Below are 21,049 nucleotides of genomic sequence, written 5' to 3' on the forward strand. Positions count from 1 at the left end.
ACGCAGCTCCTACGGGGGGTCAACGATTCAGATGAAGTGAGAACGGCCAGTGCCAACGAACGGGGCGAGGACTTTTAAAGCGCTCCCACAGCATCCAGCCCATGCTCAACAGCATCAGCGGCACATGCCCCTGCTCTGCCAGCATCGGCAACAACATCAGGGCCCAGCACGACCCGACGCACCAGCCTGCGCTGACCACACCATAGGCCAGACAATCCTTGATAAACCCCCAGCCGAACGCCGAAATCCTTGGCTGGTTATGACAGCGGTTCAGGTACCGTTGTTTTAGCGGCGAGGCCTGCCACACCAGGCACACGGCCAAAGTAACGACAAACGCCATCGCCTGCGAAACCCCAAACATCACCCGCGCTGCGACTACCGAGGTCATGAGCAGCAGACCGGCGAGCGTCCAGACGCTGGCGAAACCCAGCACAAACAACACCACCGCCTGCCAGCGCTTCCTCAACAAACTGCGTTGCCACACATAAGTCAGCGGATGGACCAGCAGCAAGGGGGTCATCGCCAGCAACATCAATAGCCATGAAACCACCAACTGGCGGGGAGGATTGAACAGCAACGCCTGTTCAATCCCCTGCCAGCTCGCGGCATAAGCAAGAGGCACGAAGGCTCCGCAGAATGCCGGGATAGACAGCATCTGCACCGAACCGAGGAGCAGCCCCCAACCTGCCAGGCTGATCAGGATCAGCCATGGCAGGAAGCCTCGGGTAACGACCTGGATGAGGTATGGCCCCATCTTCAGTCGCCTTGCCGGTAGACACTCACGCGACCGACCGTGATGTTGTCCTCGGCCTGAACATCGGTCACCGGCACAAAGCGCACTTTCAATTTCGCCAGAACCGGGTGGCCGCTGGCACTGAGCTTGTCGAAGACATCAGTGATCTCCAGCACATGGCTCACGCCCTTGCCGCCATGCTGGCCGTCCGGACTGCTGGCCTTGCGCACGCCGAACAGCGAGATCGACCCGACGTACTGGTCAGGCAGCGCCGACAACTGTCCCTCGACCGGCAAGCTGATGAACACGTCGAATGTCGCCGCGTCATTGTTTCCGCGAATGTTTTCCAGGTTGAGGTACACCCGGTCCAGGGAATGCTCCACAACCGTGGGGGCAAAGGCCCGGGATTTCAGGTTGCCCATCAGCTTGCCCGAGGTGCTCTGGTCGAGTTGCAAAGGCGTCTCGACTGTAGCGCCGGTCAAGGCGATGGCTTTGTCATTGGCGCCGAGCAGTTCGGCGGGTGATTGGGCGCTCATGGACTTTTCCTTCACGGCTGCAGCACCAAGAGGCTCGGGGCTTGCGCGCAAGGTTTCCAAGCGTTGTTGAAATGCCCGGGTACCCTGCAGCGGGTCGGATGTATCTTCATAACTATAATCCAGCTTCGGTGCCCGGGTATCGAGCATGTCAGACACCTTGAACGGCCACGGCTGGCCGCTGACCGTCGGTACCACGAAGCCACGACCCGGGGTCGGCGGGCCATTGAGCCACGCACTGTTGACCGGGTTGCGGTTCTGCCGGTCGCGTTGCCGCCACACGTCCCAGAGCCGGTCGATGTTGGCGTGATGCAGCCAGAATATCGGGTCCAGGGCGGCGGTATCCGGATCGATCATCAACCCCGGCACCCGGCTGCCCTGTTGCTGGCCGCCCACGGCGACGTGCACGTAGTTGTGCGGTTGCGACTCGAGCCGACCGCTGACCTGGCCATAGTGCTCGAACACCGTCACCGGGCCACCGAAGCCTGGAGAGCCACCACCGGAACCGCCGGCGAACTCATGATCGGTGAGGGCCGGGCGCAGATTGATCCGCTGCTCGTTGAGCACCACCACCCCGTTGCCGGTCGGGCCAAACCGGCGAGCCACAAACAAGGGATTCTGCTCACCGTTGGGCAAGGCAGTCGCGGCGAAGCAGGCCGGGAGGTTCAGCGTCTGCTGGTTCTCGTTGTAATTCCAGTACGGCAGGGCCCAATCACTTGGCCCTCCGAGGCTGACGATAGCCTTGCGGACGATCTGTTCGAATGAAGCAAGATAGCCGCGGTGCCACGGCAAAAAGTACCAGGTCTGGTGCTGACACTGATTCCAATAGCTGTCCTGATCTGCCTGGGACGGTAGCTGCTCACCCCGTCGCAGATAACCGGCGCTTTGCCAAAGGGGAATATCGATACCGTGAATGGCCGCCAGAAACCGCCAACTGGTGCGGTCAGTGATCGGTCGTTGTTGAAGGACTCCGACGCCACGCGCATACCACAACAAGGTATCGCTCCAGCCAGAACCCAGCTTCCATACATCACGCCGTACATGTGCCATGGTAGTTCTCCCTGAAAAACCGCGTGAATGAGGAGCGCACTCCTCAACAGGCAACGGTAGATCAGGTGCCGCACAGCCCCAGTGAAAGCAGACCGGCGGCATGACGTTCAAGGCCACACGAAATCGGTCAGTATTTACCGCCCGGAAAAACGCAACCGCGAGAGCATTCGCAGGTCGCCGTCCAGGTAATAGGCGTTGGTCCAACTGTCATCCACCGCCAAAGGCGGAACCTGCTTGAGGTCCTCTTGTTTGGCGGCATAGCGGAAGCGGTAATGCTCGTAGAAGCGCAGCAATTCCAGGCCATAGCGGTCGGCCAGATCGGTGTCGCCGCGAATGATCAGGAAGTTTTCGTCGTTACCTTCACTGGCGTTGATGCTCAGGTTGTGACTGCCGCTGATGATGGTCGGCGCGTCGGTGGTGAAATCGACGACGATGGCTTTGAGATGCACCAGCAGATCGCCCTTCTGGCCTTTCATGCTTTCCTTGAGCCAGCCTTCGATACCGGTGTTGAGCAACGCAGTGGCGGCGAAATCGGCCGTGCGGTCGGCGTGATAACCGGTGATGCGGCTGGCGGTGTTCTGCAGGCCATAGCGCAGTACATCGTCGTGGGGCTGGCCGAGCAAGGCGTTGAGGATTTCGTCCGGCAGCGCGAACGCGGTGACAAACAGGACGTCCTTCTTCGCCGCATTGATGATCTCGACGAACTGCTGCAGATCGGCCTGGCCGGTACGCGGTGAAAAACCGACAAACAACGGCTGTGACGGGTCCATCGGGTTGTTCTTGGTCAACCAGGTACGCGTGGCGCCCACATCGGTCGGCGCAGCCCAGATCTGCTCGAACACTTGCAAATAACGGACACCCACAGCGGTATTGTCCAGCACATGCACCACGTTGGCCTGGCGGTAGACGCCGTTGTCGGTGAAGTTGGTACTGCCGCACAGCACCGATTGCGGCCGATATTCACCACCATCGATCTTGCTCAGCACGATGAATTTGTCGTGGAATATCGCGTGGGTCACCCGCCCCCGCTTGCTCTCGTCAGGAAGCTTCGCCAGGCTCTCTTCATTCATGGTGGTGTCGGCATCACCGGGCTTGGCGTGATACAGCACCCGAACCTTGGCACCCCGCCCAAACGCCGCGTTGACCGCATCGATAATGGTCGGCAGTTGATACTCATAAATCGCAATGTCCAGCGCCCACTGGCCATCCACGGCGCGCTCGATGAAACCGGTGATCTGCTCCAGCAAGCCGTTCTCCAGCCATTGCCGTGGTGCGGCGGGCCAGTCGTCGAGAGACAGGTTCTTGTTGGCGCTCAGCTGTGCATCGAGCTCGGGAAACTCCCGGGAGAAGGCCTGACTGGCCGCCACCGCACGATTGAAAATGACATGCTGGCCTGCCGGCAAGCCATTGTCGGTGGTGACCGTCACCGCCAGGGCCTCGCCCAATTGCGGCGCATCTGGCGTGCCATAAGCCAAGTGAACCCGGTAATTGATCGTTACCCCGGGTTTGACGGTGTAATCGGCCCAGCGATATTTCTGCAACGGCGCGCTGTCGCTGGGCGTGGCGTTGTACTGGGGAAAGGTGTGGGCCTTGCCGGGGAAGGTCAGGCTATTGAACAGAAACTCCCAAGGCCCGCTGCCTTGCTGTTTTTCGATGGCGAAACCGAGCAGGCCTTTGCGTCGGGGTTCGGCCAGGTCCATGGCCAGTAACACACCGTTGGTACCGGCATAGGCTTTGACGCGGAAATCGTCCTGACTGTTAGCGGCTAGAGCACGCATGATCCACTCCTGTGATGAGCTGAACCCACAGCATAGGTGCTGTTGGCAATTCGACAGATTAAAGCGTGTCGATATGTCGATAGTCTGCGTTCAACTCATGCGCTAAGGCCTTCGCCCGGCCCAATCGAATCGGCCCGCGCTCGATGTCCACCAACAGCGCCGGGCAATTGAGCGCCACCTGCATTGGCGTGGCTTTTAGGCGGCCATCGGTCAGCAGCAACACGCGTTGTTGCTCTGCCGGAAAACGCTTTTGCCGCAGCGCCAGCCAATGCGTCGCCTCATCCAGCGCGGCGAACAACGGCGTGCCTCCGCCCGCACCGAGTGCGTCGAGCCAGTTGCGCAGGCTGTTCGAGGCTTTCAGGCCTTGCACTTGCCACTTCGGCGCAGCGCCACTGGCGGTCAACAGCGCCAGGCGCGCACGTTGGCGATAGGCGTCGTCGAACAGTTGCGCCAGCAGGCCTTTGGCATCGCTCAACGCTTGATGACGCCGGGTCGAGGCCGAGGCATCGACAATCACCAGCCACAGCTCATGGGGTGAACGACTGCGCAAATGAAACAGCAGATCTTCGCGTTGACGCGGGCGGCCGTTGAGCAGCGTGCCGGGCCAATTGACCGAGCCGTTTTGGCTGGCTCGACGCTGGCCCTGCCTGCCGTTTTTCAGCCGTCCTGCGCGGGGTTTGGCATTCGCCCCCGCATCAGATCGAGGGCGAATGCCTAGGGCTTTTTTGGCCAGCTCGGCACTTCACGGCGGGCGCCGGTGGGTAATGCCTGAGCGGGCATTTCACCCCACTGGCCCTGGCCTTCGCCGGGGCTCGGTGGTTGAGCGGCGGACGCGTCTGGCGCGGGGTTCTGGCGCGGCGCAGACGGCGGCGTGTCGCGACGCCGATGGCGCAAGGCAAACTCGGCGACGGCATCGATATCGTCCTCGCTGATCGCCTCGGCCCCACGCCACGCCGCATGGGCGCGAGCCGCACGCAACCAGACCAGGTCGGCGCGCAAGCCGTCGACCCCGGCGGCAAAACAACGCTCGGTGATCTGCGCCAGCGCCTGATCATCCAGAGGAATGTTCGCCAGTGCCGCACGCGCACCTTGGCAGCGTTCACGCAATGCCTGCTGCCGCGCTTCCCATTCGGCGCAGAACGCTTGCGGGTCGCTGTCGAAGTCCAGCCGGCGACGGATGATCTGACCGCGCTCAAGCGGCGCGGTGTGACCGCTGAGCGCGACGTTCAGGCCGAAACGGTCGAGCAGTTGCGGACGCAGCTCGCCCTCTTCCGGGTTCATGGTGCCGATCAGCACAAAGCGCGCCGAATGCCGATGGGAAATGCCGTCGCGCTCGATCAGGTTGGTGCCGCTGGCAGCGACGTCGAGCAGCAAATCCACCAGATGATCGGGCAGCAGATTTACTTCATCGACATACAACACGCCGCCGTCGGCCTTGGCCAACACACCGGGGGAAAACTGCGCACGGCCTTCGCCCAGCGCGGCGTCCAGATCCAGAGTGCCAACCAAGCGCTCTTCCGTTGCGCCCAAGGGCAAGGTGACGAACTGCCCGCTGGCGAGCAAATCCGCCAGGCCACGGGCCAACGTCGACTTGGCCATGCCCCGCGGCCCTTCGATCAGCACGCCGCCGATTTTCGGGTCGATGGCCGTCAGGCACAGCGCCAGTTTCAGGGCATCGGCGCCGACCACGGCGGAGAGCGGGAAATGCGGGGTGTCGGTCATCGGGTTTTCTCGTTCGTGATCAGTAATTGCGGTGTGGCGAGGGAGCTTGCTCCCGTCGGCCGGTCCGCGTTCGGGCAAAGCAGTCGTAAAACCAACCAATGCAGTATCCCTGACAGAATGCAATTGCAGGTTTTAGGGCCGCTGCGCAGCCCAGCGGGAGCAAGCTCCCTCGCCACAGGTGCAGGCAGGTACCCGGTCAACTGTCTTCTTCTATATCCAGCAGCAAATTCTCCAGCGCCTCGCGGTACTCGCCCGGCTCCTGCCACATCCCACGCTGCTGAGCTTCGAGCAGGCGCTCGGTCATGTCGCGCAAGGCGTGCGGATTATGCTGCTGGACAAATTCGCGGGTCGACGGGTCAAGCAAATAGGCGTCGGCCAGCAAGGCGTACTGGTGATCGTCGATCAGCTGGGTAGTGGCGTCGAAGGCGAACAGGTTATCGACGGTGGCCGCCAGTTCAAACGCGCCTTTGTAGCCATGCCGCTTGACCCCGTCGATCCACTTCGGGTTCGCCGCTCGGGAGCGGATCACCCGGTTCAGCTCTTCCTTGAGGGTGCGGATCTTCGGCAAGTCCGGCTGGCTGTGGTCGCCATGGTAGCTCGCCGCCGCTTCGCCACTGAGGCTTTCCACGGCGGCGAGCATGCCGCCCTGGAACTGGTAATAGTCGTTGGAATCGAGCAAGTCGTGCTCGCGATTGTCCTGGTTTTGCAGCACCGCCTGAACCTGGCTCAAGCGCTGGGCGAACTGTTCGCGAGCGGCCGTGCCCTCATCGGAACCGCCGTAAGCGTAGCCGCCCCAGTTCAGATAAACCTCGGCCAGATCCTCGCGGCTCTGCCACAAACGGCCATCAATGGCGCCCTGTACTCCCGCGCCATAGGCACCGGGCTTGGCGCCGAAAATCCGCCAGCCTGCCTGTCGTGCTGCGGCCTCTTCGTCCAGACCGGACTGGATCAGCGCTTCGCGTTCGCCGCGGACCTTGGCCGCCAACGGGTTCATGTCGTCGGGCTCGTCCAGCGTGGCAACCGCTTGCACGGCCGCGTCGAACAACCGAATCAGGTTGGCAAAAGCATCGCGGAAGAACCCGGAAACGCGCAACGTCACGTCCACGCGCGGCCGGTCGAGCAGGCTCAGCGGCAGTATTTCAAAGTCGTCGACCCGCTGACTGCCCGTCGCCCAGACCGGACGCACGCCCATCAGCGCCATGGCCTGGGCGATGTCATCGCCGCCGGTACGCATGGTCGCCGTGCCCCAGACCGACAAACCCAACTGGCGCAAATGATCGCCGTGGTCCTGCAGGTGCCGTTCAAGAATCAGGTTCGCCGACTGGAAGCCAATGCGCCAGGCGGTGGTGGTCGGCAGGTTGCGCACGTCCACCGAGTAAAAATTGCGCCCGGTGGGCAGCACATCGAGGCGTCCGCGACTCGGTGCGCCACTCGGCCCTGCCGGAACAAAGCGACCGCTGAGAGCATCCAGCAGACCGCGCATTTCTGCCGGGCCGCAGGCGTCCAGTCGCGGCGCGACCACCTCACGCAAGCTGTCAACAATCGCGCTGACGTCACCCCAGCCGGGCTGACTCAACAACTCGACATCAGCGCTCAGTGCCTGCTCGATCAACTGCGCGGCGAACAGTTCAAGACGTTCGCGAGTGTCGCCAGCGGTGCGCCAGGCCTCAGCGCTGAGCGTCTGCAATTCAGCCGGCTTCGGACCTGACCAAGGATCGGACAACACACAATCCAGTGGATCGAAGCCCAGCGTGAACGCCTTGGCCAAGGCCCGCAACAGGCTCGATTGCGCCCCACGCCCGTCACCGCGCGGAATTCGCAGCAACGCCAGCAACGTGTCGATACGCAGACGCCCGCTTGGCGATTCGCCGAACACGTGCAGTCCGTCGCGAATCTGCGACTCTTTCAAGTCGCACAAATAGGTGTCCAGACGCGGCAACCAGATCGCGGCATCGGCGTCGCTGTCGAGCTTCTCGTCCAGCTGCAATTCACGGTCGATATGGGTTTCACGCACCAGATTGAGAATGTCGCGCTGCAACTCACGCGCTCGGCGTGGGTCGAGCAACTGGGCCTCGTAATACTCGTCGGCCAACAGTTCCAGATTGCGCAACGGGCCGTAGGTTTCGGCGCGGGTCAGCGGCGGCATCAGGTGGTCGATGATCACCGCCTGAGTCCGACGTTTGGCCTGCGCGCCCTCACCCGGGTCGTTGACGATAAACGGATAAATGTTCGGCAGCGGTCCGAGCAACGCGTCCGGCCAGCAGCTTTCGGACAGGCCAACGCCCTTGCCCGGCAACCATTCAAGGTTGCCGTGCTTGCCGACGTGAATCACCGCGTGGGCGCCGTAGGCCTGGCGCAACCAGAAATAGAACGCCAGGTAACCGTGGGGCGGCACCAGGTCCGGGTCGTGATAGACCGCGCTCGGATCGACCTGATAACCGCGCGCCGGCTGAATGCCGACAAAGGTCAGGCCAAACCGCAGCCCGGCAATCATCATTCGCCCGCCACGGAACATCGGGTCTTTTTCAGGCGTCCCCCAACGCTCCAGCACCGCCGCGCGGTTGGCCTCGGGCAAGGCGTTGAACATCGAGTAATAGTCGTCCAGCGCCAGGCTTTGCTGACACGGGCGCAGGTCGATGCTCTCCAGGTCATTGCTGACCCCACCGAGCAACTGCTGAATCAGCGCAGTGCCGCTTTCCGGTAAATCAGCGGGCAACGGATAACCTTCTGCGTGCAGCGCCCGCAGGATTTTCAGCGCCGCGGCCGGCGTATCGAGGCCAACCCCGTTGCCAATCCGCCCATCGCGGGTCGGGTAGTTGGCAAGGATCAGCGCAATACGTTTTTCAGTATTGGCCACCCGCGCCAACTCGACCCAGCGCTGCGCCAGTTCAGCGACAAAGTCCATGCGCTCAGGTTGCGGTCGATAGCAGACCACATCGGACTGACTGCGCTCACTGCGCCAGGCCAGGTCCTTGAAGCTGATCGGTCGGCTGATGATCCGTCCATCGAGTTCCGGCAAAGCGATGTGCATCGCCAGATCCCGTGGGCCGAGCCCTTGCTCGCTGGCGCGCCAACCGGGTTCGTTGTCCTGGGCGCAGATCGCCTGGATCACCGGGATATTGCGCCGGAAGGGCCGCAGATGCGGGGCTTCCGGGCTCGATTGAGCAAACCCGGTGGTGTTGAGAATCACCGAGGCCTGCACTTCATCCAGCCAATCCTCGACCACCGTCAGGCAGCCGGGCTCTTTCAAACTAGCCAGTGCTATCGGCAGCGGGTTCAGCCCCGCCGCCTGCAAGCGCTGGCAGAAAACATCGATGAAGGCGGTGTTCGCCGCCTGCAAGTGCGAACGGTAAAACAGCACCGCCGCCACCGGTTGATCAACCGGCCAATCGGCCTGCCAATCGCCCAGCGTCGCGTTGCTTTTGTGTGGGTGGTAAATCGCGGTACGTGGCAAGGTCTGCGGTTCGGACCAGTGGTAATCGCGGCCCAGCCAACGACTGGCAAGACAACGATACAAATCCAGCGCATTGCCCATGCCACCCTGACGCAAAAAGTGCCAAAGCCGCTCGCGGTCTTCGACAGGCACGGTGCTCAGATCACTGAGTTCCGGGTCGGGACGGTCATCGCCCGGCACCAGGATCAGCTGCACGCCGCGTTGCGACAGCTCCATCAGGCGTTCGATGCCGTAGCGCCAATAGGCGATCCCGCCGTGCAGCGAAATCAGAATCACCTTGGCGTGGCGCAGCACTTCGTCGACGTACAAGTCGACCGAGGCATGATTCTGCACCTGCATCGGGTTGGCCAGGCGCAGGCTCGGATAGTCCTCGGGCAACTGCTGCGCCGCTTCGGCGAGCAGCGCCAGGCTGGAGTCGCCGCTGCACAGAATCACCAGTTCGGCGGGAGTTTGGCCAAGGTCGGCAATGTTGTCATCCGAGACAAAACCGCCGGGCTGGGTCCTGAGCAGGTGCATGGGTTAAACGCTGAGCGCAGCGCGCAATTGCGCTTCGAGCAAGGCGGCGTCCAGTTGCTGACCGATCAGCACCAGACGTGTGCTGCGCGCTTCGTCTGCGGTCCATTGACGGTCGAAATGCTTGTCGAAACGCGTGCCCACGCCCTGGATCAGCAGGCGCATCGGCTTGTTCGGGATCGCGGCGAAACCCTTGACCCGCAGGATGCCGTGCTGGACCACCAATTGGGTCAGGGCATCGAGCAACAGGCTTTCGTCGGCTTGTGGCAATTCGATGGAAATCGAATCGAAGGCGTCGTGATCGTGGTCGTCGTGGTCATCGCCATCGTGGTGATGGTCATGGTGGCTGTGGCGGCTGTCGATGTGTTCTTCAGAGCCAGCACCCAGGCCGATCAGTACGTCCAGCGGCAGGCGACCGCTACTGGCTTCGATGATTTTCACCGCTGGCGGCAGTTCTTCGGCGACTTCCAGGCGCACTTTGGCCAGATCCGCCGGGCTGATCAGGTCGGCCTTGTTGAGAATCACCAGGTCGGCACTGGCCAGTTGGTCGGCAAACAGCTCGTGCAGCGGCGATTCGTGGTCCAGGTTCGGGTCGAGTTTGCGCTGGGCGTCGACCTGATCCGGGAACGCGGCGAAAGTGCCAGCGGCCACAGCGGGGCTGTCGACCACGGTGATCACCGCATCGACGGTGCAGGCGCTGCGGATTTCCGGCCACTGGAAGGCTTGAACCAGCGGTTTTGGCAGAGCCAGGCCGGAGGTCTCGATGAGGATGTGATCGAGGTCACCGCGACGGGCGACCAGTTCGCGCATCACCGGGAAGAACTCTTCCTGAACCGTGCAGCACAGGCAGCCGTTGGCCAGCTCATACACGCGGCCATTGGCTTCTTCTTCAGTGCAGCCGATGGAGCATTGCTTGAGGATTTCGCCGTCGATGCCCAGCTCGCCAAACTCGTTGACGATCACCGCGATGCGCCGGCCCTGGGCGTTATCGAGCATGTGTCGCAGCAAGGTGGTTTTGCCCGAACCGAGGAAACCGGTGACGATGGTGACGGGAAGTTTGGCCAGTGTTTTCATCGGATGCCCTTTGGCAAGGTGGCGGGCATACGGGACGACAACCGGCAGCGCTTGAGCGCTCGGAAGAATTCGCCACCGGATCACCCCGCCCGGTTGTAGTGAGAATCTGTATCGAGGCAGGTCTCCTGGCTGACGGTGGGCCAGTCTTTCGACTGGCGGTTCCTGCACCTTCCCGCGCCTGAAAACAAAGGAGCGCAGTGGCATGGCAGAAACGAAACCGTTCACAGTTGCGGGGGCAGCCGCGGCATCGACCGCGTTCCCTTCTTAGCTTCGGCGCACGCGCCGAAGAACCTCGAAAGCGCAAGGCTACGCATCGCATCGGGGCGGGTCAATGATCGCGATCCACCGTGGCGAGGGAGCTTGCTCCCGCTCGGCGGCGAAGCCGTCGCAAATCCTGTGCATGCGATGTACCCGAAAGAACACAGGGGGCCGCTTCGCGACCCAGCGGGGGCAAGCCCCCTCGCCACAGGACTCTGTGCAACCCTCAACTGAGAACGCATGCCAATTGACGCCCCGCCCTCGCCCATGCTCTCCTACGCACCTTGTTACGGGTGCCCTTCACAGGGTGAAACGGGAAACCGGTGAATCATGTGCTTTACTCAAAAGCCATGTCAGTCCGGTGCTGCCCCCGCAACGGTAAGCGAGCGAAGAATCAGATCCACTGTGCCGGCAGTTCGGCATGGGAAGGCGATTCTTGCAGGTTCGGCGAATGCCAGCCCCTCGTGAGCCCGGAGACCGGCCCGCAACACATCAATAACAAACCCGCGGTGGGCGGGCGCTGTTTTAGCATCTGCGTGCCCGGCTCGCGGGGGTTTGCATGCGCTCGATTCACCCACTGACTGACCAGAGGGAAGCGCCATGTCGATCATCAGCAGCACTCGCCACGTCACCGCCAGCACCACCTCCACCCTGAGCCAACGCCTCGTTGCCGCTATCGGCGCATCGATCCTGGGCGCATGCCTTGTGTATTTTGCCGGTTTCTCGCACATCGATGCGGTGCACAACGCCGCCCACGATACCCGTCACAGTTCTGCTTTCCCGTGCCACTGAGACCTGCCGAGATGATCAAGCGTATAGCGCAAACCGCAGGTTTCACCGGCTTGCTGGCCGCCCTGCTGCTGACCCTGCTGCAAAGCTTCTGGGTCGCACCGCTGATTCTTCAGGCGGAGACCTACGAAAAAGCCCCGGCGGCTGAAGTCCATGAACATGCCGAAGGTGCCATGGCTGGCCACACCCACGATGCAGAGGCTTGGGAACCGGAAGATGGCTGGCAGCGCGTGCTGTCGACCACTGGCGGTAATCTGGTGGTCGCCGTCGGTTTTGCGCTGATGCTCGCTGGTCTCTACACCCTGCGCGCCCCGACTCGCACTTCTCAAGGCCTGCTCTGGGGATTGGCCGGTTATGCGACCTTCGTCCTCGCACCGACCCTGGGCTTGCCGCCGGAATTGCCGGGAACTGCCGCCGCAGACCTGACACAACGTCAGATCTGGTGGATCAGCACGGCAGCGTCCACCGCCGTCGGTATCGCGCTGATCGTGTTCGCCCGGCATTGGCTGCTGAAGGTGCTCGGTGTCGCCATTCTGGCCGTGCCGCACATCATCGGCGCACCGCAGCCTGAAGTGCATTCGATGCTGGCCCCCGAAGCCCTCGAAGCGCAATTCAAGATTGCCTCGCAGCTGACCAACGCCGCGTTCTGGCTGGCCATGGGCCTGATCAGCGCCTGGTTGTTCCGCCGCAAAAGCGATGGTCAATACCACGCATGAGTGAAACGCGCGCAGCGCCGACCCTGGTGGTCGGCCTGGGTTGCCAGCGCGGCTGCCCGGCCAGCACGCTGCGCACGTTGCTCGACCAGGCGTTGCAGGCTCATCACATCGAATTACAGGCGATCAAGGCCTTGGCCAGCATCGATCTGAAACGTGATGAGCCCGGTCTGATCGAGTTGGCCCGGCAACTGTCACTGCCACTGATCTGCTTCAGCAGCGAACAACTTTCCAGTTATCAACCGCAACTCAGCCATCGCTCGCAAATCGCTTTCGAGCGCACCGGCTGCTACGGCATAGCGGAAAGTGCCGCACTGGCCCTCGCCGAACAACTGGCGCAGGCACCGGCAAAACTGCTGATCCCGCGACAAAAATATGCCCAGGCGACGTTTGCGTTGGCCGGCGGCGCCTAAAATCCTCGATAATCCCCGCCTTCGATCATGAGCAATCTTCATCTGAAGCCTTGCTTTGACCATTTTTCACAGGAGCCGGCCATGACCGTCTACTTCATTGGCGCAGGTCCCGGCGACCCGGAACTGATCACGGTCAAGGGCCAGCGGCTGATCCGCAGCTGCCCGGTGATCATCTACGCCGGCTCGCTGGTGCCTGAAGCCGTATTGGAAGGCCATCAGGCTGAACAGGTGGTCAACAGCGCCGAATTGCACCTGGAACAGATCATCGAACTGATCAGAGTCGCCCACGACAAAGGCCAGGACGTGGCGCGCGTGCATTCCGGCGATCCGAGCCTGTATGGGGCGATCGGCGAGCAGATTCGTTATCTGCGCGAGCTGAGCATTCCGTTTGAAATCATCCCCGGCGTCACCGCGACGGCCGCTTGTGCAGCGCTGTTGGGCGCCGAGTTGACGCTGCCGGACATCTCGCAAAGCGTCATCCTGACCCGCTACGCGGACAAGACCGCGATGCCTCCGGGCGAAGAATTCAGCAGCCTGGCCCGGCATGGCGCGACCATGGCGATTCATCTGGGGGTCAATCACCTGGAGAAAATCGTCACTGAACTGCTGCCGCATTACGGCGCAGATTGCCCGATCGCGGTGGTGCATCGGGCCAGTTGGCCGGATCAGGATTGGGTGGTGGGGACGCTAACAGACATCGCCGAAAAGGTTCAGGCCAAGGGATTCCGGCGTACGGCGCTGATTCTGGTGGGTCGGGTGTTGGGCAGTGACACCTTCAGCGAATCGTCGCTGTACCGCGCCGGGCATGCGCATCTCTACCGCCCCTGAAGCACATGTGGCGAGGGAGCTTGCTCCCGCTGGACCGCAAAGCGGTCCCAAAATCAGCCAACGCATTCATTACGGGTGAATGCATCGACTGGCTTGCGACTGCTTCGCAATCGAGCGGGAGCAAGCTCCCTCGCCACAGCGCCGTTTTTTCATGTCGCAGCGAACACCTTAGTAGTAGGCGTTTTCTTTCTGCGTGTGGTCGGTCACGTCACGGACACCTTTGAGCTCGGGAATGCGCTCAAGCAGCGTGCGTTCGATGCCTTCCTTGAGGGTCACGTCAGCCTGGCCGCAGCCCTGGCAACCGCCACCGAACTTCAACACGGCGATGCCGTCTTCAACCACATCGATCAGGCTGACCTGACCGCCGTGGCTGGCCAGCCCCGGGTTGATTTCGGTTTGCAGGTAGTAGTTGATGCGCTCGTTGACCGGGCTGTCGGCGTTGACCATCGGTACTTTGGCGTTGGGCGCCTTGATGGTCAGTTGGCCGCCCATGCGGTCAGTGGCGTAGTCGACCACCGCATCGTCCAGGAATGCTTCGCTGAACGAGTCGATGTAAGCGGTGAAGCTTTTGAGCCCCAGCGCTGTGTCTTCAGGTTTTTCTTCGCCCGGCTTGCAATAGGCAATGCAGGTTTCGGCGTATTGAGTGCCAGGCTGGGTGATAAAGACCCGAATGCCGATCCCCGGGGTGTTCTGCTTGGAGAGCAGATCAGCCAGATAATCGTGGGCGGCGTCGGTAATAGTAATGGCGGTCATGGAAGTTCCTCGCAGGCTTGGGCGCAGTTTACGCCAATCATCGCGCCGGACAAAGTCCCAGTATTTTTGTCGGGAAAGAACCGGTCGCCGCCAGGGCGACCGGCAGGTAAATCACAGGTTTTCGTAGCGATTCATGTCCAGTACGCCCTCTTCCACCGGATCGGTCTCGTGGAGATACCGGCTTAAATCGTGGAAATACTGCCAGAACTGCGGGTGGCTACGACGAATCCCCCAGTGCTCGACGATTTTCTCGAAATCCTGGGCATTCTTGGCATTCTCCATCTCGGCGACAAATGCCGGTACTTGTTCAGCGGGAATGTTGAACATGAAGTTCGGGTAGCTGCTGAGCACACCGGGATAAATGGTCAACGTATCCAGCCCTGGCTGATAGCGCAACGCCTCGCCCAGCAGGAACGCCACGTTGCTGTGGGCACGGTTGCGCAGCAGGCTGTACACCTCGCGCTTGCCGCTGCGACTTTCTATACGCAGCATCGTCGCTTCCGGCAACTGATCAATCACCTTGAGCCCAGCCGCCGGGCGCGCGGTCAAACGGCTCAATGCCTGCTCGGCATTCTGCAAGGCCGGATCGATATTGGGCCGTGAGCAATAGGCGCCATCGCAGCGATTGATCGGATCAGGCCTGGCGTTCAGGTCACCGTAACGCATCAGCAATTGCTGGACGAAGTCGCGTTTCGGGTCTTTCTCGTCGAGTTTCAGTGCAGTCGGCTTATCGTTGTCGATGCTTTCGTAATCCAGCCACATCTTGAATTTGCCGCTGCTCTGATACCAGTCGTCCAGATACCCGTCACGCGAATCGGCCGGCATCAGGCGCAGGAAATTCTGCTCGGCGCCGTTACGGATCAAGTCGAAATACAGCCGGGTCTGCGCCTGATGGGAAACGTTGCCGAACACGTCGAAGTTGACCGCCAGCTGATAATAGGTGCGCTCCAGCAACGGGTAGTCGAATAACCACATGGTCTGTGGCACTTCACCGATCAGCCCCTTGTTCACTGAAGCACTGTCAAAATGCCGGAAGATGCTCAGCAAGGCGTTGTCGTTACCGGCCCACAAGGTCGACCAACTCGGCGCGTGTGCCTTGGCGTAGGTGTCACGGCGCAAGGCTTCGTATTCGTTACGCTTGTCGCGGTAGGCATGCCACAGGCTCAGCACGCTGCCGACATCGTCATTCTGGCCGGGCATGGCCAGCAACGGCGTGGCCTTGCCGCGATAACTCGGATCGGTGATGTACAGGTCATGTTCCGGCGCCTGGAAGAACGCCCAGAAGTTGTCGCGGATCACGTCGGTAGCGATCTGCCCGCGACAGACCGGGCCGCGGATAAAGGTGCGCACGAAGTATTCAGCGTTATCGAGCATGAACTGATAACGCGCCTGGGCCGGAATCGCCTGGAAGGTCTCGAACGGATTGGCCCGACGTTCCGGGCCATAACCAGGCAAGGCGTGGACCTGCCAGTTGCCGTTGTAGAACAGGGTTTTGACCCGGGCCATTTTCGCCGGGCTCAGCGGATAGGTGATGTGCGTCTTGTGCACGATCATCCCTTGCACCGGCCACAAGCGGTAATACACCTGGGTGCCCGGATCGTCGTTCGGGCGACGGCTGTTGATCAGGTCGATCGGCTGGCCCGTCGGTGTGCGCGAACGCACCCACTGGAAGAAGTGCCCCGGCTCGCCATCCTTGAAGTAGATATGCGCCAGAAACCAGTGCTCGAACAACCAGCGTGCCACCAGACTTTCACGGGCGCCCGGAGCGTTGAGCAGGTTTTCCCACTGCACCACCTGCAAGGCTTCCCTGGCGCTCGGGACCAGGCCCTGCTGGTCGATTGGCGCACCGGAGGCCAGCCAGCGTTGCAGCGTCTGGTATTGCTGATCGGTCAGCCCGGTCACCGCCAGCGGCATGCCTTCTTTCGGATGGGCGCCGGCGTAGGCCTCGAACTCCCCCGGCATCGGGCACATGTTCTCGCGCTCAAGCCCCAGCACAATCTCTTCCGGCAACTTGGCGTTAGGTTGCAACGGCGTCCGGTGGCCAAGCTCCAGCATGCGCGCCATCAGCGCAGCCTGACTGCCCTGGGCATCGAGTACCGAGTAGAAGTCCTTGCGTTGCCAGGCGGCTTTGCCAAAGGCGTCATAAAACAGCCGTGTCGGCTCCGACGCCTTGCTGCGCTCGCCGGCATAGACCGGAATCTTGTTCGCGCCCCGCGCCGCGCCTTCGCCACTGCCCAGATTGAGCTGACAGGCGGCGTCATAGCAGGCATGGCAGGCCACGCACTTTTCAGTGAAGATCGGCTGAACGTCGCGGGTGTATGAGATCGCCGACGCCGTGCCTTGTGCTGTGGCGGCACTGCTTATAAGCAGCACAAAGAGGCTGATGAAAACGCGATACGACATATCCCTGGTCCCGATCATGAAAAAACGTCGCGATTCTACCGTCCTGGCCCGCTCATCAACATGAGCGATATTCATGCAAAAGCAGCTCATGCTCTAAAAGCACACAGGTTTGCTATTATTCCGCCCCTTCGTAATGGCCTTACCAGGTAGTCCTAATGTCCGATCGCAGTGCTCGCCTACACGTCCTCAAGCAAGCCCTCAAAGAGCGCATCCTGATTCTCGATGGCGGCATGGGCACAATGATCCAGAGCTTCAAGCTCGAGGAGCAGGACTACCGTGGCAAACGCTTTGCCGACTGGCCAAGCGACGTCAAGGGTAACAACGACTTGCTGGTGCTGAGCCGCCCGGACGTAATCGGGGCGATCGAGAAGCAATACCTGGATGCCGGCGCCGACATTCTGGAAACCAACACCTTCAACGCCACCCAGGTATCCCAGGCCGACTACGGCATGCAGGGCCTGGCGTACGAGTTAAACGTAGAAGGCGCACGCCTTGCGCGCAAGGTGGCAGACGCCAAGACCCTCGAAACCCCGGACAAACCACGTTTTGTCGCCGGTGTCCTGGGCCCGACCAGCCGTACCTGCTCGCTGTCGCCGGACGTGAACAACCCCGGCTACCGCAACGTGACCTTCGATGAACTGGTGGAGAACTATACCGAGGCCACCAAAGGCCTGATCGAAGGCGGCGCCGACCTGATCCTGATCGAAACCATTTTCGACACCCTGAATGCCAAAGCCGCGATCTTCGCCGTGCAGGGCGTGTTCGAGGAAGTCGGTTTCGAGCTGCCGATCATGATCTCCGGGACCATCACCGATGCCTCCGGCCGTACCCTGTCCGGCCAGACCACCGAAGCCTTCTGGAACTCCATTGCCCACGCCAAGCCAATTTCCGTCGGCCTGAACTGCGCCCTTGGCGCCCGCGAGCTGCGTCCGTACCTGGAAGAGCTGTCGAACAAGGCCAGCACCTACGTGTCGGCACACCCAAACGCCGGCCTGCCGAATGAATTCGGTGAATACGATGAGCTGCCGGTGGAAACCGCCAAGGTCATCGAAGAGTTCGCCCAAAGCGGTTTCCTGAACATCGTCGGCGGTTGCTGCGGCACCACGCCAGGGCACATCGAGGCCATCGCCAAAGCGGTCGCCGGCTATGCGCCGCGGCAGATTCCGGACATCCCCAAGGCCTGCCGTCTGTCGGGCCTGGAGCCGTTCACCATCGATCGCAGCTCGTTATTCGTCAACGTCGGCGAGCGGACCAACATCACCGGTTCCGCCAAGTTTGCCCGCTTGATCCGTGAAGACAACTACACCGAAGCGCTGGAAGTCGCCCTGCAACAGGTCGAAGCCGGTGCACAGGTGATCGACATCAACATGGACGAGGGCATGCTCGATTCGAAGAAGGCCATGGTGACCTTCCTCAATCTGATCGCTGGCGAGCCGGACATCTCCCGCGTGCCGATCATGATCGACTCCTCGAAATGGGAAGTGATCGAAGCCGGCCTCAAGTGCATCCAGGGCAAGGGCATCGTCAACTCCATCAGCATGAAGGAAGGCGTCGAGCAGTTCATTCACCACGCCAAACTGTGCAAGCGCTACGGCGCTGCCGTGGTGGTGATGGCCTTCGACGAAGCCGGCCAGGCCGACACCGAAGCGCGCAAGAAGGAAATCTGCAAACGCTCCTACGACATTCTGGTCAACGAAGTCGACTTCCCGCCGGAAGACATCATCTTCGACCCGAACATCTTCGCCGTGGCTACGGGTATCGAAGAGCACAACAACTATGCAGTCGACTTCATCAACGCCTGCGCCTATATCCGTGACGAACTGCCCTACGCGCTGACCTCGGGCGGCGTGTCCAACGTGTCGTTCTCGTTCCGTGGCAACAACCCGGTGCGTGAAGCGATCCACTCGGTGTTCCTGCTGTATGCGATCCGCAACGGCCTGACCATGGGTATCGTCAACGCCGGCCAACTGGAGATCTACGACCAGATCCCGGCCGAGCTGCGCGATGCCGTCGAGGACGTGATCCTCAACCGCACCCCGGACGGCACCGACGCGCTGCTGGCGATTGCCGACAAGTACAAGGGCGATGGCAGCGTCAAGGAAGCGGAAACCGAAGAATGGCGCAGCTGGGACGTCAACAAACGTCTGGAGCACGCGCTGGTCAAAGGCATCACCACGCACATCGTGGAAGACACCGAAGAATCCCGGCTGTCCTTCGCCCGGCCCATCGAGGTCATCGAAGGCCCGCTGATGTCCGGCATGAACATCGTTGGCGACCTGTTTGGCGCCGGCAAGATGTTCCTGCCGCAGGTGGTGAAGTCCGCCCGCGTGATGAAGCAGGCGGTGGCGCACCTGATCCCGTTCATCGAACTGGAAAAAGGCGACAAGCCGCAAGCCAAGGGCAAGATCCTGATGGCCACGGTCAAGGGCGACGTGCACGACATCGGCAAGAACATCGTCGGCGTGGTACTCGGCTGTAACGGCTACGACATCGTCGACCTCGGCGTGATGGTCCCGGCCGAAAAAATCCTGCAAGTGGCCAAAGAGCAGAAGTGCGACATCATCGGCCTGTCCGGCTTGATCACGCCTTCGCTGGACGAGATGGTCCACGTGGCCCGCGAGATGCAGCGCCAGGATTTCCATCTGCCGCTGATGATCGGTGGCGCGACCACCTCCAAGGCCCACACGGCGGTGAAGATCGAACCCAAGTACAGCAACGATGCGGTGGTCTACGTCACCGACGCTTCACGCGCTGTCGGCGTGGCGACGCAGTTGCTGTCCAAGGAACTGAAGGCCGGCTTCGTCGAGAGAACCCGCGAGGAATACATCGAAGTCCGCGAGCGTACGGCTAACCGCAGCGCCCGCACCGAGCGCTTGAGCTACCCGGCGGCGATCGCCAAGAAACCACAGTTCGACTGGAGTTCTTACGAACCGGTCAAGCCGACGTTCACCGGCGCCAAGGTGTTGGACAACATCGATTTGAAGGTGCTGGCCGAGTACATCGACTGGACACCGTTCTTCATCTCCTGGGACCTGGCCGGTAAATTCCCGCGCATCCTCCAGGACGAAGTGGTCGGCGAAGCCGCCACCGCGCTGTACGCCGACGCCCAGGAAATGCTCGCCAAACTGATCGACGAGAAGCTCATCAGCGCCCGTGCGGTGTTTGGCTTCTGGCCGGCCAGTCAGGTGCACGACGATGACCTGGAAGTCTACGGCGATGACGGCAAGCCGTTGGCCCGCCTGCATCACCTGCGCCAGCAGATCATCAAGACCGACGGTAAGCCGAACTTCTCCCTGGCCGACTTCGTCGCGCCGAAAGACAGCGGCATTACCGACTATGTCGGCGGCTTCATCACCACCGCCGGGATCGGCGCCGAAGAAGTCGCCAAGGCCTATCAGGACGCTGGCGACGACTACAACTCGATCATGGTCAAGGCACTGGCCGACCGTCTGGCCGAGGCCTGTGCCGAATGGCTGCACCAGCAGGTTCGTAAAAACTACTGGGGTTATGCCAAGGACGAGACCCTCGACAACGAGGCGCTGATCAAAGAGCAATACACCGGCATCCGCCCTGCCCCGGGTTATCCGGCCTGCCCGGACCACACCGAGAAAGGCACGCTGTTCGCGCTGCTGGATCCCGAGGCCAGCGAAATGCACGCCGGTCGCAGCGGAGTGTTCCTCACCGAACACTACGCGATGTTCCCAGCGGCTGCCGTCAGCGGCTGGTACTTCGCCCACCCACAGGCGCAGTACTTTGCCGTCGGCAAAATCGACAAGGATCAAGTGCAAAGCTACACCGCTCGCAAAGGCCAGGAGCTGAGCGTGAGTGAACGCTGGCTAGCACCGAACCTCGGTTACGACAACTAAGGATCAAAAGATCGCAGCCTGCCGCACACAATAAAGCGCCGCGCCCGCGCCCGCCCCCAACCACTCAACAGGCCGAGCGTTAGCTCGCCTGCCGCCGTTGATCTTGATCCACCCGCCCCTATCGGGAGGCCGAGTGGAGGTGTTCATCAGGGGGTGGGCGCGCAGCGCC

General features: G+C 61.6%; 14 protein-coding genes and 2 riboswitches. Of the genes, 5 read left to right on the forward strand and 9 right to left on the reverse strand.

Going from position 1 to position 21,049, the window contains the following annotated elements:
• Window positions 1-19: 19 nt before the first annotated feature.
• From KRR23_RS24060 to cobW, 7 genes are all read right to left on the reverse strand, one after another.
• Entirely contained in the window at window positions 20-754 is a 735-nt protein-coding gene (locus tag KRR23_RS24060; protein WP_216744537.1) for a DUF2182 domain-containing protein, read from the reverse strand.
• Window positions 755-756: 2 nt separating this feature from the next.
• Window positions 757-2,316, reverse strand: coding sequence for a tyrosinase family protein (locus KRR23_RS24065; protein ID WP_216744538.1), 1,560 nt, complete (start codon window positions 2,314-2,316; stop codon window positions 757-759).
• A 134-nt stretch (window positions 2,317-2,450) separates the two neighbouring features.
• Window positions 2,451-4,094 (reverse strand): phospholipase D-like domain-containing protein, encoded by a 1,644-nt coding sequence (locus KRR23_RS24070; protein ID WP_216744539.1) that lies wholly within the window; start codon window positions 4,092-4,094, stop codon window positions 2,451-2,453.
• Window positions 4,095-4,152: 58 nt separating this feature from the next.
• A complete protein-coding gene (locus KRR23_RS24075) occupies window positions 4,153-4,755 on the reverse strand; it encodes a VWA domain-containing protein (protein ID WP_253912240.1) in 603 nt (200 codons plus the stop codon).
• A 53-nt stretch (window positions 4,756-4,808) separates the two neighbouring features.
• Window positions 4,809-5,816: an ATP-binding protein gene (locus KRR23_RS24080; protein ID WP_216744540.1), complete on the reverse strand. Its 1,008-nt coding sequence runs from the start codon at window positions 5,814-5,816 to the stop codon at window positions 4,809-4,811.
• Between the two features lie 196 nt (window positions 5,817-6,012).
• Window positions 6,013-9,786, reverse strand: a complete 3,774-nt coding sequence (gene cobN, locus KRR23_RS24085; protein ID WP_216744541.1) for a cobaltochelatase subunit CobN — start codon at window positions 9,784-9,786, stop codon at window positions 6,013-6,015.
• 3 nt (window positions 9,787-9,789) lie between these two features.
• Window positions 9,790-10,857: a cobalamin biosynthesis protein CobW gene (gene cobW, locus KRR23_RS24090; RefSeq protein WP_216744542.1), complete on the reverse strand. Its 1,068-nt coding sequence runs from the start codon at window positions 10,855-10,857 to the stop codon at window positions 9,790-9,792.
• A gap of 97 nt (window positions 10,858-10,954) precedes the next feature.
• Window positions 10,955-11,167, reverse strand: a riboswitch (cobalamin riboswitch).
• A gap of 222 nt (window positions 11,168-11,389) precedes the next feature.
• A riboswitch (cobalamin riboswitch) is annotated at window positions 11,390-11,616 on the forward strand.
• 99 nt (window positions 11,617-11,715) lie between these two features.
• On the opposite strand from cobW, the gene KRR23_RS24095 reads away from it, so the two are divergent.
• The 4 genes from KRR23_RS24095 to cobM all read left to right on the forward strand — a co-directional run bounded on the left by KRR23_RS24095 (window position 11,716) and on the right by cobM (window position 13,858).
• Window positions 11,716-11,907: a CbtB-domain containing protein gene (locus KRR23_RS24095; protein WP_054596789.1), complete on the forward strand. Its 192-nt coding sequence runs from the start codon at window positions 11,716-11,718 to the stop codon at window positions 11,905-11,907.
• A gap of 11 nt (window positions 11,908-11,918) precedes the next feature.
• Window positions 11,919-12,620, forward strand: a complete 702-nt coding sequence (locus KRR23_RS24100; protein ID WP_216744543.1) for a CbtA family protein — start codon at window positions 11,919-11,921, stop codon at window positions 12,618-12,620.
• Window positions 12,617-13,030, forward strand: a complete 414-nt coding sequence (locus tag KRR23_RS24105) for a cobalamin biosynthesis protein (protein WP_216744544.1) — start codon at window positions 12,617-12,619, stop codon at window positions 13,028-13,030. The genes KRR23_RS24100 and KRR23_RS24105 overlap by 4 nt, the downstream gene beginning before the upstream one ends.
• Before the next feature lie 81 nt (window positions 13,031-13,111).
• Window positions 13,112-13,858: a precorrin-4 C(11)-methyltransferase gene (gene cobM, locus KRR23_RS24110; RefSeq protein WP_216744545.1), complete on the forward strand. Its 747-nt coding sequence runs from the start codon at window positions 13,112-13,114 to the stop codon at window positions 13,856-13,858.
• Between the two features lie 168 nt (window positions 13,859-14,026).
• Here cobM and nfuA read toward each other — a convergent pair whose 3' ends face one another.
• Together nfuA and KRR23_RS24120 are read right to left on the reverse strand one after the other, a co-directional pair.
• Window positions 14,027-14,611, reverse strand: coding sequence for a Fe-S biogenesis protein NfuA (gene nfuA, locus KRR23_RS24115; protein WP_007946504.1), 585 nt, complete (start codon window positions 14,609-14,611; stop codon window positions 14,027-14,029).
• 111 nt (window positions 14,612-14,722) lie between these two features.
• Window positions 14,723-17,014: a fatty acid cis/trans isomerase gene (locus tag KRR23_RS24120; protein ID WP_216744546.1), complete on the reverse strand. Its 2,292-nt coding sequence runs from the start codon at window positions 17,012-17,014 to the stop codon at window positions 14,723-14,725.
• A 155-nt stretch (window positions 17,015-17,169) separates the two neighbouring features.
• On the opposite strand from KRR23_RS24120, the gene metH reads away from it, so the two are divergent.
• Window positions 17,170-20,880, forward strand: coding sequence for a methionine synthase (metH, locus tag KRR23_RS24125; RefSeq protein WP_216744547.1), 3,711 nt, complete (start codon window positions 17,170-17,172; stop codon window positions 20,878-20,880).
• The last annotated feature ends 169 nt before the right edge of the window (window positions 20,881-21,049 follow it).

This window comes from Pseudomonas sp. CVAP#3 (assembly GCF_018986375.1).
Lineage (GTDB): Bacteria > Pseudomonadota > Gammaproteobacteria > Pseudomonadales > Pseudomonadaceae > Aquipseudomonas > Aquipseudomonas helvetica.